This window comes from Limnobacter sp. (genome assembly GCF_043511195.1).
Taxonomy (GTDB): domain Bacteria; phylum Pseudomonadota; class Gammaproteobacteria; order Burkholderiales; family Burkholderiaceae_B; genus Limnobacter.
In genome coordinates this window covers 2432030-2447069 of sequence record NZ_CP121330.1, presented here as the reverse complement: position 1 = coordinate 2447069, position 15040 = coordinate 2432030, and the positions used below count along the sequence as shown (strand labels likewise).

At 51.9% G+C, this 15040-nt stretch carries 16 protein-coding genes; 12 read left to right on the top strand and 4 right to left on the bottom strand.

Annotation, left to right across the window (positions count from 1 at the left end; all coding sequences use genetic code 11):
• Positions 1-56 precede the first annotated feature (56 nt).
• Genes P0D43_RS11655 through lexA form a run of 3 tightly spaced genes read right to left on the bottom strand, consistent with a single transcriptional unit; the run spans position 57 to position 1659 of the window.
• Positions 57-188, bottom strand: a complete 132-nt coding sequence (locus P0D43_RS11655) for a hypothetical protein (protein ID WP_394672481.1) — start codon at positions 186-188, stop codon at positions 57-59.
• Between the two features lie 19 nt (positions 189-207).
• Positions 208-972 (bottom strand): translesion DNA synthesis-associated protein ImuA, encoded by a 765-nt coding sequence (imuA, locus tag P0D43_RS11650; RefSeq protein WP_394672480.1) that lies wholly within the window; start codon positions 970-972, stop codon positions 208-210.
• A gap of 24 nt (positions 973-996) precedes the next feature.
• Positions 997-1659, bottom strand: a complete 663-nt coding sequence (lexA, locus tag P0D43_RS11645; RefSeq protein WP_159570701.1) for a transcriptional repressor LexA — start codon at positions 1657-1659, stop codon at positions 997-999.
• A 299-nt stretch (positions 1660-1958) separates the two neighbouring features.
• Between lexA and yaaA the strand changes: the two genes are divergently transcribed.
• Genes yaaA through rlmD form a run of 5 tightly spaced genes read left to right on the top strand, consistent with a single transcriptional unit; the run spans position 1959 to position 6441 of the window.
• Entirely contained in the window at positions 1959-2729 is a 771-nt protein-coding gene (gene yaaA, locus P0D43_RS11640) for a peroxide stress protein YaaA (RefSeq protein ID WP_159570698.1), read from the top strand.
• Positions 2730-2731: 2 nt separating this feature from the next.
• A complete protein-coding gene (gene surE, locus P0D43_RS11635) occupies positions 2732-3493 on the top strand; it encodes a 5'/3'-nucleotidase SurE (RefSeq protein WP_159570695.1) in 762 nt (253 codons plus the stop codon).
• 9 nt (positions 3494-3502) lie between these two features.
• Positions 3503-4243 carry a protein-L-isoaspartate(D-aspartate) O-methyltransferase gene (locus P0D43_RS11630; protein ID WP_159570692.1) on the top strand — a complete coding sequence of 247 codons (741 nt, stop codon included), beginning with the start codon at positions 3503-3505 and terminating at the stop codon, positions 4241-4243.
• A complete protein-coding gene (locus P0D43_RS11625) occupies positions 4240-5049 on the top strand; it encodes a peptidoglycan DD-metalloendopeptidase family protein (RefSeq protein ID WP_341236591.1) in 810 nt (269 codons plus the stop codon). Before P0D43_RS11630 ends, P0D43_RS11625 begins: the two co-directional genes overlap by 4 nt.
• A gap of 18 nt (positions 5050-5067) precedes the next feature.
• On the top strand, positions 5068-6441 hold the full coding sequence (rlmD, locus tag P0D43_RS11620) for a 23S rRNA (uracil(1939)-C(5))-methyltransferase RlmD (RefSeq protein WP_341236592.1): 1374 nt from the start codon (positions 5068-5070) through the stop codon (positions 6439-6441).
• Positions 6442-6662: 221 nt separating this feature from the next.
• On the opposite strand, the gene P0D43_RS11615 is transcribed toward rlmD, so the two are convergent.
• Entirely contained in the window at positions 6663-7367 is a 705-nt protein-coding gene (locus tag P0D43_RS11615; protein WP_159570683.1) for a Bax inhibitor-1/YccA family protein, read from the bottom strand.
• 172 nt (positions 7368-7539) lie between these two features.
• Here P0D43_RS11615 and ndk point away from each other — a divergent pair, with 172 nt between their 5' ends.
• The 7 genes from ndk (at position 7540) to bamB (ending at position 15036) form a co-directional block, all read left to right on the top strand.
• Positions 7540-7965, top strand: coding sequence for a nucleoside-diphosphate kinase (gene ndk / locus P0D43_RS11610; RefSeq protein WP_341236593.1), 426 nt, complete (start codon positions 7540-7542; stop codon positions 7963-7965).
• Positions 7966-8031: 66 nt separating this feature from the next.
• Positions 8032-9171, top strand: a complete 1140-nt coding sequence (rlmN, locus tag P0D43_RS11605; RefSeq protein WP_159570676.1) for a 23S rRNA (adenine(2503)-C(2))-methyltransferase RlmN — start codon at positions 8032-8034, stop codon at positions 9169-9171.
• A gap of 266 nt (positions 9172-9437) precedes the next feature.
• Positions 9438-10532, top strand: a complete 1095-nt coding sequence (locus P0D43_RS11600; RefSeq protein ID WP_394672479.1) for a helix-turn-helix domain-containing protein — start codon at positions 9438-9440, stop codon at positions 10530-10532.
• A 64-nt stretch (positions 10533-10596) separates the two neighbouring features.
• Positions 10597-11844, top strand: a complete 1248-nt coding sequence (gene ispG / locus P0D43_RS11595; RefSeq protein ID WP_341236595.1) for a flavodoxin-dependent (E)-4-hydroxy-3-methylbut-2-enyl-diphosphate synthase — start codon at positions 10597-10599, stop codon at positions 11842-11844.
• Between the two features lie 50 nt (positions 11845-11894).
• A complete protein-coding gene (hisS, locus tag P0D43_RS11590) occupies positions 11895-13220 on the top strand; it encodes a histidine--tRNA ligase (protein ID WP_394672478.1) in 1326 nt (441 codons plus the stop codon).
• A complete protein-coding gene (locus tag P0D43_RS11585; protein WP_159570663.1) occupies positions 13217-13858 on the top strand; it encodes a tetratricopeptide repeat protein in 642 nt (213 codons plus the stop codon). Before hisS ends, P0D43_RS11585 begins: the two co-directional genes overlap by 4 nt.
• The gene (bamB, locus tag P0D43_RS11580) at positions 13858-15036 is read left to right on the top strand and encodes an outer membrane protein assembly factor BamB (RefSeq protein ID WP_394672477.1); all 1179 of its coding nucleotides are present in this window, start codon (positions 13858-13860) and stop codon (positions 15034-15036) included. Before P0D43_RS11585 ends, bamB begins: the two co-directional genes overlap by 1 nt.
• Positions 15037-15040 lie beyond the last annotated feature (4 nt).

Below are 15040 nucleotides of genomic sequence, written 5' to 3'. Positions count from 1 at the left end.
GTGGCGGTGTGGTGGTTGGCCAGTTGCAGTTCACCAGGAAACTCTTCTGCGCTTTGCTACAATTGCGAAAGCAAGGCCTGTGCACCACCAAACAGCCTGAAGCTGCTGTGCACTTCAACCAACCACCCCGCATATTCATGGTGTTGGTCTTGTCGCCAACACACCACCGGGCTGTAATGTGCTGCCAATTCAAATAGTGAATTGGCGTCAAACTGAGGTGTAGTTTCCTGTGGCTTGCAGGGTTGTTTGAAAGTTTGTTTGTAACTCAGGGCGATCCAGCGCACGAACAAGCTCCTGTGAGTGCGGGGTGTCGGGTAAAGCACCTTGCGGTTTGGGTAAATCAATCAATACTGCTTGTTCCAGCACAGGGCCCCTGCGTTTGATCAAATGCACGCGCAAGCTGTTGGGGCTTTGCGCGGTCAGGCACAAACGCAGCGAAGCCGGGGAGGGCTGAATTTGTGCCCGAATAGGGCGAAATACAAAACTTAAACCTTGTGAGCGTGTGGCCTGGTATTGCAAGCGGCGTAACACGGTGGGGCTGCACAATGCTTTTTCCTCGGGTAACCACATGAAAAGCGCACCAAATGAATCGCTTTGAAGTACTTGTTCAATCGCCCAAAGCCGATCTTGAGGTTTGTCGGTTTGAATTAAATGGACTTGGTTTAAAGCCACACCGAACTGTTCAAATACGGGTGTAAGTGGAAGCAGTGGCGCGCCAATCAGCACCAGTTTTTTTTGTTCTAGCGAAAGCTTGCGTAACACGGGGATCAGAAAGCGAAGCTCGCCGATGCCGTGGTGTTTCAACAGCAGTTCAATCAGGTTTCGGGTGGGCCAGCCACCCCCGGGCAATTGTTGATCCAGGGCAGCAAAGCCGCTAGGTATGCGTACGCTGGTGTCGCTGGCAAGCTGATGGGCGCGCCAAACGCCAGGGTGAATGTTGGCAAGATCAGACGACACAACAACCCCCGACATTGCTCTTGGTGCAATGACTGCTTTTTAGTGCAACTGGCCCTGGCGGATCAAACCAACAGCCAAACCTTCAATTGCGAATGTTTCTGTTCGCAAGTCGACTTCAATGGGGGCGAAATCGCTGTTTTCAGCTTGCAGCTCAACCACATGGCCTTTCTGGAAAAAACGTTTCACGGTGACATCGTCGTTCACACGCGCAACCACCACCTGACCTGCGCGTGCGGTGCTTGCTTTTTTTACCGCCAACAAGTCGCCATCCATAATGCCGATGTCTTTCATGGACATGCCACGTACTTTCAGCAGGTAATCGGGCTTGTCGGGAAAGAGCGATGGATCAACCGGAATTTGTTTTTCCACGTGTTCTTGCGCAAGAATCGGGCTGCCTGCTGCAACACGGCCAATCAGCGGCAGTTGCATGAAATGCTCGAATGCACGTTCGGCTGCCTTGCTGGCGGTTTCTTCCAAACCTTCAGCATATTCACCCAGCAGGCGAATGCCGCGCGAGGTGCTGGCATCGAGCGCGATGACGTTTTTCTTGGCCAAAGCCTGTAAGTGATCTTCTGCCGCGTTGGCAGAGCGAAAGCCCAATTGCCGTGCAATTTCAGCACGGGTAGGGGGGCGGCCAAATTGCGCGATTTGATCGCGAATCAGATCCAGAATTTCTTGTTGACGAGCAGTTAAACCTTTCATGGCACCAATCTCGAATTGACATGCTGTGATTATATACAGTAAATCAAAACTTGCCAACACATTTGCTTGAATCCATTTGTGCATATGACAGGTAATACATTTATCTTCGGGAGAGACAGCCTGGGAGACACGGCCAGAAGCGGAGCGACAATGTCGCATCCGCGGCCAACCTCAAAAAAACCAGTGTCTTGCATACCTTGTATTGGGTATTTTTCCCGGCTTCACACCACCCTGTCCCTGAATCACCTGCCAGATCCTGCGATAATAAACCCGTAGTAACAACCAGGTGATGCATGTCCATGCTTGTAGTTCTTTCTCCCGCAAAATCGCTCGATTACGAAACACCCTTGTCCGTTTCAACCAGCACGCAGCCCCAATTTGTTGAGCAGGCAGCCGAGTTGGTGAACATTCTTCGCCCTATGAGTCCGGCTGATATTTCCAAACTCATGTCAGTTTCTGACAAGTTGGGGGTGCTTAACGCAACGCGTTACAGCGAATGGTCAACCAAGTTCACCAAGAAAAATTCGCGGCCTGCATTGCTGGCGTTCAATGGCGATGTGTACGATGGTTTTGATGCCAAAACCCTGGACGAAGATGGACTGGCCTTTGCCCAAAAGCATGTGCGTATTTTGTCGGGTTTGTACGGCATTCTTCGCCCGCTCGATTTAATGCAACCTTATCGGCTTGAAATGGGCACCAAGCTGCCCAATTCGGCAGGCAAAGATTTGTACGCATACTGGAAGCAAACTGTGGCGCCCGCTTTGAACAAAGAGCTCGGCAAAAAAGACCCGGTGCTGGTTAACCTGGCTTCGGATGAATATTTCAAGTCGGTCGATACCAAGGCTTTGAATGCACGTGTGGTACAGCCTGCCTTTCAAGACTATAAAAATGGTCAGTACAAAATCATTAGCTTCTTTGCAAAAAAGGCCCGCGGCCTGATGGCCCGTCACATTGTTGATCAACGCATCACTGATGTAGAGCAACTGAAAAAATTCAAGGTCGCCGGTTATTCTTTTGCAGCCAAAGAATCCACTGAAAACACTTGGGTGTTTCGCCGCAAGGAAGCCTGATTTTGACCATTCCCCATATTTTAATCAGCAACGACGATGGCTACAGCGCCCCTGGCATTCTGGCCCTGCATGGTGCCTTGCTAGAACGATTCGGCAACACAGTTCACCTGGAAGTCATGGCGCCCGAACAAGACCGATCAGGTGTATCAAACGCCCTTACGCTTGATCGCCCGCTTACTGTGCGCAAAGCGGCCAACGGTTTTCGCTATGTGAATGGCACCCCCACCGATTGCGTGCATGTGGCAGTAACAGGTTTGCTGGAACGCCGCCCCGATCTTGTCGTTTCCGGTATCAACAACGGTGCCAATATGGGCGACGACACCATTTACTCGGGCACCGTGGCCGCAGCCATGGAAGGCTTCCAGTGTGGTCTGCCTGCCATTGCTTTTTCGCTGGCCGGCAAGGGTTATGCGCACCTGGACAGCGCGGCCCGTGTTGCTGCTGAAATCGTGGACCGTTTTCTGAACAATCCACTGGGGCTTGAACACTGCTTGCTGAATGTGAATATTCCTCCCATTCCTTACGACGACATGCAGGGCTATGAATGCACCCGCTTGGGCAAACGGCACCATGCTGAACCAGTTATTCCAACCCAGAATCCCAAAGATGAAACCGTTTACTGGATTGGCCCACCCGGTGGCGCGAAAGATGCTGGCCCTGGAACCGATTTTTATGCGGTGAAGCAGGGTAAAATTTCAATCAGCCCATTGAAGGCTGATTTGACTGACCTTGAACAAATGAAAACCCTGGCCGATTGGCTGTAAAACAAAAAAATGGATCAAAAGCCTCGCTTCAAGCCAGCACCTGCGCTGATTACCCAGTCTGCGCGCAAACTGGATCGCATACCGGAACGCCTCGGTGGGTCAAGCCTGACCTCTGAGCGCGCACGCGGGCATCTGGTTCAAAAGCTTAAAACATTGGGCATCACGAACCAGCGTGTGCTGGATGTGATTGGCACAGTACCGCGCCACCTTTTTGTGGATGAAGCTTTTGCTTCGCGGGCCTATGAAGATGCAGCACTACCGATTGGTCACCAACAAACCATTTCGCGCCCGTTCACCGTGGCGCGTTTTGCGGAATACGCGCTGGATGGTCGGACTGAGCTCGACAATGTGCTCGAAGTGGGGGCGGGCTGTGGCTATCAGGCCGCTGTGTTTGCCAAGATTGCAAAACAAGTGGTCAGCATAGAGCGCATTGAGGCGTTGTATGACAAGGCCCAGCGTAATTTAAAGCTTGCAGACTTTCCGAAAGTCAAAGTAATTCATGGTGATGGGCTAGCTGGCTTGCCCGCACAGGCACCTTTTGATGTCATCATTGTGGCCGCAGCTGGTTTGGAAATTCCGCAAGCTTTATTAAAGCAACTCAAAATTGGCGGGCGTCTTATTGTGCCCGTGGCTGATCAAAATCAGCAAAATCTGGTCATTGTTGATCGCTTGAAGGTCGATAAATGGCATCGTGAGAAAAAAGACTTGGTAAAATTCGTACCCCTGTTACAAGGAACTCGCATCGTATGAAACGTGGCGCATTAACCAGAACCCCATTGCTGGGTCACACACGTGCATTGGCAGTTGGGTTTGCAACCCTTATTTTTCTTGGCGCGTGTACTACAACTGGGAATCAAGCCCCGGTTGTGGATCGTTTGCCGTCCAGATCCTCCGATACTGCAGTGGCCACCGATGGTGTTTACACCGTGAAGGCCGGCGATACCCTGTACAGCATTGCCCTTGATTTTGGTCTTGATTGGCGTGAACTGGCTCGAGCCAATAACTTGAGCGATCCCAGCAAGCTGAGTATTGGTCAAAAACTGCGTGTAACAGGCGCGCCTGGCGTCGTGGCAGGCTCAACCATTGAAGACAGCGGTGTTGAAGTGACCCCGATTACCCCAGCGGGTGGCGCAAGACCTGTTGATGCCACGCCAGCGCCCGAAATCAAGCCGCCTGCGCCAGTGGCGGTTACTTTGGGCTTTATTTGGCCGCACCCGGGTGAAATTATTCAAGGGTACAAAGCAGGTGTGAACAAGGGCATTGACCTTGCTGCCAAAGTGGGTGACCCCGTAATGGCCTCTCAGGCCGGGCGTGTGGTGTATTCCGGTAACGCCTTGCGTGGTTATGGCAACCTGATCATTTTGAAACACGACAACAATTTGTTGACAGCCTATGCGCACAACAAAACCTTGTTGGTCAAAGAAGGTGAACCCGTGACCAAGGGCCAAAAAATTGCGGAAGCAGGGCAGTCCGATTCCGATCGCCCCAAATTACATTTTGAGGTTCGCAAGCAGGGCAAACCTGTTGACCCAATGGATTACCTGCCAGCCCGTTAATTTTTATCGAAAGTAGCCATGGGCCGCAAAAAGAAAAAAGAAAGAACACCTGTGGTGTTTCCACAGGTGCAAGTTGCCATTGAGTCGATTGATCTGGATGCCAATGGTATTGGTCATGTCGATGGCAAGGTGCATTTTATCGATGGTGCCATCACCGGCGAAACTGTTGTTGCTGAAGTTACTCGCGTCAAGCCGAGTTATTCAAGGGGCAGAACGCTTCAGGTGCTCAACAGCGTGTCCACGCGAACCACACCCAAGTGTCCGCATTACGGCGTGTGTGGCGGGTGTGCCATGCAGCACATCGAACCCAATGCCCAGGTGGCCATCAAAAATCGTGCCCTTGAAGACCTGTTGCAACGGATTGGCCGCCAAACCCCTGAACAAATGATGCCGCCTATTTACGGCTCGTTTTGGGGTTATCGTCACCGTGCACGCCTAAGCACCCGTTTCGTGATCAAGAAAGATCGCTTTTTTGTGGGTTTTCACGAGAAAGCTTCCTCGTATGTGGCCGACATGCAGCAATGCCATGTGTTGCCCAAGCATGTCTCCAACATGATTGTGCCGCTTGGCAATATGTTGGTTACGCTCAGCATTTACATGCGTGTGCCCCAAATTGAGTTGGCCGTGGGCGATGGCGTTACCGCAATGGTGTTGCGCCATCTCGAACCTTTTAGTGACTCCGATTTGGACACACTTCGTGCCTTCGGCCTTGAGTGGGGAATCGACTGGTGGTTGCAACCTGGTGGCCCGGCCACTGCGCATCGTCTGGAAGCAGACAAACCAGTGGACCTGACCTATCGAATTCCCAGTTTTGGAATTCGTATGCGATTTCGGCCCACCGACTTCACGCAAGTGAACCACCTGATCAACGACGCCATGATTAGCCGTGCTGTCTCATTGCTCGACCTAAAGGCCGAAGACCGTGTGCTTGACCTGTTTTGTGGTTTGGGCAATTTTTCTTTGCCTTTGGCTACAAAAAGCAGTTACGTGAAAGGCTTTGAAGGTTCACAGGACCTGGTTGACCGGGCTGGTGAAAACGCGCAGTTCAATGGCCTGGCAGACAAAACAGAATTTCATGTACGCAATCTGTTCGAAGTGGAAACACCCGAGTGGGAAAGCTGGGGGCAGTACGACAAAGTGTTGGTCGATCCACCGCGTGATGGCGCTTTGGAAATTTGTAAGGCCATTGTGGGGGCGCGTGCTGAATTTCAGCCCAAACGTATTGTGTATGTGAGTTGTAATCCTGGCACCTTGGCGCGTGACGCTGCCGTGTTGTGCAATCTAGGTTCATACAAACTCATGAAAGCAGGGGTGGTCAACATGTTTCCACACACGGCGCATGTTGAATCAATTGCGGTGTTTGAGCGGTTGGCCTACAGCGATTATTTGTGATTACTTTACTGAGCGTATAAATAACAAACGGGGCCGTTGCGGCCCCGTTTTCGTTGGTGCGTTTGCCTCACCAACTCGGCGGTCAGTATAGATACCGACCCACTGAAACTTCATACTGCGCTTTTGAAATTCACTTTGCAACAACTTTCGATGCTGCAAAGTGTCAAAAAACTGCTTAAAAATCAGTTACTTCGCAGTAACTTTTTCCAGGGTTCGCGTATTTACTCGCGGCTGCCACCTGCAAACACCATGAGCAGTTGCAGCAAATTAACAAACAAATTGTACAAACTCAGGTAAATGCTCAGCGCTGCAGAAATGTAGTTGGTTTCGCCACCGCGCATTACACGCTGCAGGTCATACAGAATAAACAGCGAGAACAGGCCCACACAAATGGTGGAAATGGTCAGCGACAGTGCTGGCATTTGAAGGAAAATGTTGGCCACAGAAGCCACAATCACCATGACCAAGCCAATCAACAGACCTTTGCCCATGTTGGTGAAATCACGTTTGGTGACCGCAGCGTAACTGGCCAGGCCGAAGAAAATACCCGCTGTACCCAGCGCAGCCATCATGATGATGGAACTACCGTTCGACAGGCTCAGGGCGACCGATAGAATACCCGACAGCATGAGACCCATGAAAAAGGTGAAGCCCAGCATGAGCACCACACCAAACGAGTTGTTGCGGTTTCGCTGGATACCCCAGATAAAACCGAACATGGCGGCAAGCATGACCACGAATGAAAGAATAGGGCTGCCAGCAAACAAACGGAAGAAGCCGAATTGAATACCTGCAAAAGCGCCCAAGGCTGTCGGAATCATCGACAGGGCCAGCAAGAAGTAGGTGTTTCGCAGAACACGGTTGGTTTCTACGGTAGATACACCACCGGCCGTGCGGCCAAATTGTGCGGTTCTGAATTCAGACATGTGTACTCGCTCCTTTGTAAAACGCGAATTTGTATGGATTTAGAGTAATGGTAATGGCGAAAAGTTTCAATTCAATGGGTGGGTCAGTCCTGTGATTGGGTTTTTTACATAAACCAGCTATAATCGCGGGTTAATTTTCACGCTTTTCTAATTTTTTCGGAGTGGTTACACCATGGCAATCGAGCGCACCCTGTCCATCATCAAGCCTGATGCTGTTGCAAAAAACGTAATTGGTCAAATTTACAGCCGCTTTGAAGCTGCTGGCCTGAAGGTAGTTGCTGCACGCATGGCGCACCTGTCACGCGCTGAAGCTGAAGGCTTCTATGCTGTACACAAAGCACGCCCGTTCTTCAATGACCTGGTTGAGTTCATGATTTCCGGCCCAGTCATGATTCAAGCCCTGGAAGGCGAGAACGCCATTGCCACGAATCGTGAATTGATGGGTGCCACAAACCCCAAGGAAGCTGCCGCCGGTACCATTCGTGCTGATTTCGCTGAAAGCATTGATGCCAACGCCGTTCACGGCTCTGATGCTCCTGAAACTGCTGCGAACGAAATCGCCTATTTCTTCCCAGCGTCACAAGTATTTTCACGTTAATCTGAATCGGTTGCGTTGAATTCCGGGGGCGCACGTGCGTCCCCGTTTGTTTTGAAAGGACACACCATGAGTGAACAACTCGACAATTTGCTGGACTACTCGGTGCCCGAGTTGATTCAGTGGTGTGGCAATTTGGGTGAAAAACCATTTCGTGCCAAACAATTGGCCAAGTGGATTCACCAGTCTGGCATGGACAATTTTGAGTCCATGACTGATCTTGCGAAGTCATTTCGCCAGAATTTGAATAGCCGTGCCTGTATCAAGGCCCCCAACATCATTTCCGACAATGTCTCCAAAGACGGCACACGCAAGTGGCTCTTTGATGTTGGCAATGGCGATGCGGTTGAAACTGTATTTATTCCCGAAGAGCGCCGCGGAACGTTGTGCGTCAGTTCGCAGGCTGGTTGTGCGGTCAATTGCCGCTTTTGCTCCACAGGCAAACAAGGCTTTTCGCGCAATTTGAGCACGGCTGAAATCGTCGCCCAGTTGTGGAAAGCCAATGTGTTGCTTCGCGAGGCTGGCGATCGCGTTTACGCCCAAGAACGCCCGGTTACCAATGTGGTCATGATGGGCATGGGCGAACCTTTGTTGAACTACGATGCCTTGGTGCCCGCTTTGCAATTGATGCTGGATGACACAGCCTATGGCCTGTCGCGCCGCAGGGTTACAGTGTCAACTTCGGGTGTGGTGCCATTCATGGACAGGCTTTCTCAAGACTGTCCTGTGGCCTTGGCCGTTTCGCTTCATGCACCCAACGACGCGCTTCGCGATCAACTGGTGCCACTGAATAAAAAATATCCGTTGCGCGAGTTGCTGGACGCCTGCCTGCGTTACCTGAAATTTGCCCCCCGCGACTTCATTACCTTTGAGTATGTGATGCTCGATGGCGTCAATGACAAACCAGAGCATGCTCAACAACTGCTCGAAATTGCCAAAATTGTGCCTTGCAAATTCAATCTGATTCCATTTAATCCTTTTCCGGAATCGGGTTTGTTCAAGTCAACCACCCCTGCGATTAAAACGTTTGTTGATGTGTTGGCTGGTGCAGGTGTAGTGACCACAGTTCGCAAAACTCGCGGAGACGATATTGACGCAGCGTGTGGTCAATTGGCTGGCGAAGTTCGGGATCGGACAAAAGTCCGGGAAAGATCGGTTAGCACGGTTTCGCTTGAAGAACTGAGGGGTTCCTCCAAACGTAGGAGCTAGGCAAACACCCTGCACGCTTTGTCATACAATGAAAACAGGATTGTCTGTGTTGTGGCGGTGTAGGTTTGTATTGATTGATTTATGAAAATCATATTTTGTTGCCAAACTTGTGGCAATTTCTCAAAAAACTCCTCAACACATTGAATTTTCATACAAATCGCTTGAATCCATCTGCCAGCATCGATTATGCTGCAAAGGTGGTGGCGGTAAAGAACTACAATTAATAATCGGGGCCAGTTGTGCCTGCCGACGCTTGGAAAGACCAAATGAATGAAAATCGTGCGATGAGCAAAACTGAATCATCAGATGCCAGTGCAGGTCAAGATGTTAAATCGGAGCAGAACATGGGCTCCGTGGCCGAAAAGCACCCCAATTTGACTCTGCTGGAATCTGGTCAAAACCCAGGTGAAATTCTGCGCGCTGCCCGCGAGAAGGCCGGCTATACCTTGAGCGACATCAGCGCTCAAACCAAAATCAACGAGCGCCAACTTGAAGCCATTGAAAGCGGAGACGTGGGTCGTTTGCCGCCTGAAACCTTTGCCAAGGCTTTCATCAAGAGCTATTGCAAAGCCCTGAAGATGGATGCTGCCCCGGTTATCCTGTCTTTCGGGTTTTCCGAGGGCAGTGTTCAGATGAAGGCCACAAGGCCAGGGCAAGCCGAAGGCGGTCGCCCAGAGCCGTTTGAACCTAAAATGCCCAACAGCTCCAAGCGCTTGTCCACATTGAACTTTGACCGCAAAACTGGCAAGAAATCGCTGAGCTACGGCATTGTGCTTGCAGCAGTGGTTGTCATGGCTGTGTTTTACATTCCGGTGTTCATGTCGAGTCAAGAAGTTGCTGTGGGCGATGCCGAGGTCATTGAGCCCAACGAGGCACCTGTTGCGCTTGCACCATCGCCTGACAGTGCGGTGCAGGCCGATGGTTCACTGCCATTGGCTCTGGAAGCACCGGCAGCCGCAGGTGGCACTGCGGTGTTCCCTGCGCTTCAACAGCCATCAGCCCCTGAAAGTCAACCTGCAGCGCCTGCGGTAGCTGCGCCCGCAGCTCCTGCACCCGCCGTCTCTGCGCCAGCGGCTGAAGCTGCCGCGTCTGCCGCTGTGGTGCCACCGGTGGCCAGCGGTTCGGAAGGTGTGTTGCGCTTTAATTTCCAGGAACAATCCTGGGTTACCGTGCGCGATGCAAACGACAAGGTGTTGATTTCCCAGCTTAACGATGGTGGCAGCAACCTGGAAGTGAAGGGCTTGGCTCCATTCAAGCTGATTGTTGGCAATGCCACGGCAGTGAATGTGTCAAGCAACGGAAAACCAGTTGATCTAACTTCGTCCATTCGCGGTGAAGTTGCGCGGATTACTGTTCAGTAAAATCATTTGGGGGTAGTGCCCCCATTTTGTCAGCAACCTGTTTTTATCTCGCCAGAAGTTCATCGTGATTCCAAATACCCCCTTGAAGCGACACAAAACCCATCAAGTGGATGTCCGCTGGAAAGAACACGTCGTGTCCATTGGCGGCGGCGCGCCCGTGTTGGTGCAGTCGATGACCAACACTGACACGGCAGATGCTTTGAACACTGCCTTGCAGATCAAGGCCCTTTATCTTGCCGGCAGCGAGATGGTTCGAATTACAGTGAACAACGATGCCTCTGCACAAGCCGTGCCTTACATTCGTGAGCAGTTGGACAAAATGCGGATCCCTGTACCTTTGGTGGGTGATTTCCATTACAACGGCCATTTGTTGTTGCAAAAGTATCCAGATTGCGCAAAGGCCTTGTCGAAGTACCGAATTAACCCTGGCAACGTGGGCTCATCCCGTTCGCGAGACGACAATTTTGCCGCCATGATTGCGATTGCGGCCGAGCACGACAAGCCAGTGCGCATTGGCGTGAACTGGGGCAGCCTGGACCAAAACCTGTTGGCCCGGATGATGGATGAAAACGGTAAAAAAACCGATCCACTGCCAGCGCAACAGCTGATGTACCAGGCCCTGATTGAGTCGGCTGTGAGTAGTGCCCACAAAGCCGTTGAGCTTGGTTTGCCAGCCAATAAAATTATATTGTCGTGCAAGGTAAGTCAGGTGCAAGACCTGATTGCTGTGTACCGTGAATTGGCTGGTCGAAGCGAGTTTCCCTTGCACCTTGGTTTGACCGAGGCGGGTATGGGCACCAAAGGAATTGTGGCGTCGACCTCGGCTTTGTCTGTGTTGTTGCAAGAGGGAATTGGCGACACCATTCGAGTGTCGCTAACCCCTGAGCCCAATGGCGACCGCTGCAAGGAAGTCCTGGTTGGTCAGGAAATTTTGCAGTCCCTTGGCTTGCGTGCCTTTACGCCACAAGTTATTGCCTGCCCGGGCTGCGGCCGCACCACCAGTACTGTATTTCAAGAGTTGGCCGATCAAATTCAAACCTATCTTCGTGACCAAATGCCCATTTGGAAAAATCAATACGTGGGTGTTGAAGAAATGAAAGTTGCTGTGATGGGTTGCGTGGTGAATGGCCCCGGTGAAAGCAAGCATGCCGACATTGGTATTTCCTTGCCTGGTACCGGCGAAGCACCATCAGCACCTGTGTTTTTGGACGGAAAGCGCACGGTGACACTGAAGGGTGAGAATATTGCCCAGGAATTTCAGGCAATTGTGCAGCGTTATGTTGAGCAAAGGTACGCTGGCGGCAACAAGTAGCCCAAGAATAGGCGACAATACCGGGTTGAGAAATTAAGTTGAATGCGTCAATGAGTCATCCTGAGTCGCCGGAACAATCCAAAGCCAAGAAGCAACCCCGTCTTCAATCCGTTAAGGGCATGAACGATGTATTGCCTGTAGAGGGCATTCACTGGGAAAACCTTGAGGTCATGCTGCGCGAATGGTTGACTTCCTATGGCTACCGTTTGATTAAAACGCCTGTACTGGAACCTACGTCGCTGTTTCGCCGTGGCATTGGTGAAGTCACCGACATTGTTGAAAAAGAGATGTTCAGCTTTGTGGATCGCTTGAATGGCGATGAACTCACGCTGAGGCCAGAATTCACGGCCGGTATTGCACGCGCCACCATCCAGCACAATTTGACCTATGCAGCGCCCCAGCGTGTGTACTCCATGGGGCCAGTGTTCCGCCATGAGCGCCCCCAGCGCGGGCGTTATCGTCAATTTCACCAGCTTGATGTCGAAGCCTTGGGCTTCGCTGGTCCCGATATTGATGCAGAACTGATCGTCATGCTTTCACGCCTGTGGCGTGAAATGGGCCTTGAAGACGTGCGGCTTGAAATTAACTGCCTGGGCGAAGCGCCAGAACGTTTGGCTCATCGCCAGGCTTTGATTACTTATTTTGAAGCACACACTGAATTGCTCGATGAAGATGCCAAACGGCGCCTGCACAGCAATCCATTGCGCATTCTGGATACCAAAAATCCAGCCATGCAAGACATGGTTAACGGAGCGCCGCGCCTGTCCGAGTTTCTGGGCGCAGAATCGCTGGCGCACTATCAGGGTGTGAAACGTCTGCTCGACGATGCAGGTGTGCAGTACGTCGAGAATCCGCGTTTGGTTCGTGGTCTGGATTACTACAACCTCACCGTGTTCGAGTGGATCACCGACGCATTGGGAACACAGGGTACTATCTGTGGCGGTGGTCGATACGATGGTTTGATCGAAGTTCTGGGTGGAAAACCCACGCCTGCCATTGGATTTGCAATTGGCCTGGAACGTTTGCTCGAGTTGTACCTCGAAGTGAATCAGCCCGATGACACCGCAGATCTGGATGTGTACGTTGTTCACCAGGGTGAGGGCACCTCCCGCCGCGCATTTACTCTGGCTGAAGAGCTTCGGGATGCAGGTTTTGCGGTGGTATTGCACGCAGGCGGTGGCGGATTTAAAAGCCAGATGAAGCGTGCCGATATCAGCGGCGCAGCTGTGGCGGTTATTCTGGGTGAGAACGAATTGAATGCAGGCACTGCGGCAGTCAAATTGCTGCGTGGTGAAAGCAAACAGGAAGAATTCAAACAAGAGGGATTGGCCGAAGCCATTTTCGGTCTGCTTTACGGAGAAGGAGAGGAGTCTTGAGTCGATACAGCCTTGAAGAACAAGAACAACTGGCCAGTTTGAAGGCATTCTGGTCCAAATACGGCAGTTTTATTCTGACCGTGTTGATTCTTGTGTTCGGTGCCTTTGCCTTGAACAACGGTTGGAAATGGTGGCAAACGCGCCAGTCCACAGAAGCGGTTGTGGTCTACGAACGTTTGGAGGCGGCCTCGCGAGAGGGCAATATCGACCTGGTGGGGCAAACTCAGAAAACCTTGATCGAGGATCACGCGGGTTCACCTTACGCACAACGCGGTGCCCTGATTGCAGCCAAGGCTTTTTTTGACGAAGGCAAACTCGATGAGGCCAAAGAATCACTGAAGTGGGCTTCTGAAGAAGCCAAGCTGGATGAATATGCGGCCACTGCCCGACTGATGCTGGCTGGCATTTTGATCGAACAATCTGATTTCGACGGTGCCAAAGCCGCTTTAAGTGACAATTACCCTGGTTTTGAAGGCCTGTTTCATGATCGCTTGGGCGATCTGGCCCTGGCCCAGAAAGATGTGGCAACAGCTCGCAAGGAGTATGAGTTGGCGCTTGCTACCATTCAGGCAGACAGCCCATGGAAGCAAGTAATCGAGCGCAAAATTAGCGCCTTGCCCAAACTGGAGACCAAATAATGAGTATGCCAATGAAGCAAGCCATCAAAGTCTCATCCCTTGTAACGGTTCTGGCCTTGCTGGGCGGTTGTGCTGCAATCAGTTCGACCATGAGCAGCCTGAACCCATTTGGTAACAGCGCCGTAAAGCCTGCTGAATTGCAGCCCTTTACTTCACAACTGAAAGTTGCAAATGCCTGGTCTGTGGATGTTGGTGATTCTGAGCAGGGCAGTTTTACACCGGTGTTGCTCGACTCCACCGTGTATGCCGCGTCGGAAGAAGGTCTGTTGGTGGCCATTGACAAGGCCACGGGCAAAACAAAATGGAAAGTGAAAGTAGGCACGAAGCTGAAATCGGGTGTTGCCGCGACGCTTGACACCATTGCTGTGATCGACGCGAACAATAACCTGGTTGCGTTTGATGCCAACGGCAAACAAAAATGGCAAGTCGGTGTGGGTGCCGATGTAAGCAGTGTGCCCGTGGGTGCTGCCGGCACTATCCTGGTTCGCGGCATTGATTTCTCTGTGATTGCTTATTCTGCGTCGAACGGTGCACAACGCTGGAAGTACACACGCCAATTGCCACCGCTGACCCTGCGCGTCAATACGCCTGTGGATGTGAACAATGCACGCGTGTATGCCGGTTTCCCGGGTGGTCGTTTGGTTGCACTTGACCTGAGCGCGGGCACCGTAGTTTGGGAAGGTACGCTGGCCACGCCCAGCGGCACCACTGAAATTGAACGCATTACTGATGTGACCGGCACGCCAATCTACAACTTCCGCGAAGTGTGTGCGGCTGCGTTTCAAGGCAAGGTAGGTTGCCTGGATTCCGTGAGTGCACGCCCTATCTGGACAAGCGATTTTTCCGCACCCAGCGGTGCCTCCGTAGACGACCGTTATCTGATCGCCCCCAATGAACTGGGCGATTTATTCGCATTCTCCCGCAGTGGCGGCAAGCAGGTTTGGAAAATTGAAAATTTCCAGCGCCGCCAGCCCACCACGCCGACCGTCATTGGCCGTGCCGTGGCCGTGGGTGACTACGAAGGTTATGTTCATTTCATTGATCGAGACACCGGCAAAACCATTGCGCGAACAAGAGTGGGTTCAACCGCCTTGACCAGCCAGCCGGTGCCTGCTGAAACCGATGCGCTGATTGCGCAATCGCGTGGCGGCAGTGTGGCCCTGATATCTGTCCAGTAAAGTA

What these genes read in the sequence shown, in the direction of transcription:
- imuA (WP_394672480.1), bottom strand. Translation starts at nt 972, where the DNA reads ATGTCGGGGGTTGTTGTGTCGTCTGATCTTGCCAACATTCACCCTGGC.
- lexA (WP_159570701.1), bottom strand. Translation starts at nt 1,659, where the DNA reads ATGAAAGGTTTAACTGCTCGTCAACAAGAAATTCTGGATCTGATTCGC.
- yaaA (WP_159570698.1), top strand. Translation starts at nt 1,959, where the DNA reads ATGCTTGTAGTTCTTTCTCCCGCAAAATCGCTCGATTACGAAACACCC.
- P0D43_RS11630 (WP_159570692.1), top strand. Translation starts at nt 3,503, where the DNA reads ATGGATCAAAAGCCTCGCTTCAAGCCAGCACCTGCGCTGATTACCCAG.
- P0D43_RS11625 (WP_341236591.1), top strand. Translation starts at nt 4,240, where the DNA reads ATGAAACGTGGCGCATTAACCAGAACCCCATTGCTGGGTCACACACGT.
- rlmD (WP_341236592.1), top strand. Translation starts at nt 5,068, where the DNA reads ATGGGCCGCAAAAAGAAAAAAGAAAGAACACCTGTGGTGTTTCCACAG.
- P0D43_RS11615 (WP_159570683.1), bottom strand. Translation starts at nt 7,367, where the DNA reads ATGTCTGAATTCAGAACCGCACAATTTGGCCGCACGGCCGGTGGTGTA.
- ndk (WP_341236593.1), top strand. Translation starts at nt 7,540, where the DNA reads ATGGCAATCGAGCGCACCCTGTCCATCATCAAGCCTGATGCTGTTGCA.
- rlmN (WP_159570676.1), top strand. Translation starts at nt 8,032, where the DNA reads ATGAGTGAACAACTCGACAATTTGCTGGACTACTCGGTGCCCGAGTTG.
- P0D43_RS11600 (WP_394672479.1), top strand. Translation starts at nt 9,438, where the DNA reads ATGAATGAAAATCGTGCGATGAGCAAAACTGAATCATCAGATGCCAGT.
- hisS (WP_394672478.1), top strand. Translation starts at nt 11,895, where the DNA reads ATGAGTCATCCTGAGTCGCCGGAACAATCCAAAGCCAAGAAGCAACCC.
- bamB (WP_394672477.1), top strand. Translation starts at nt 13,858, where the DNA reads ATGAGTATGCCAATGAAGCAAGCCATCAAAGTCTCATCCCTTGTAACG.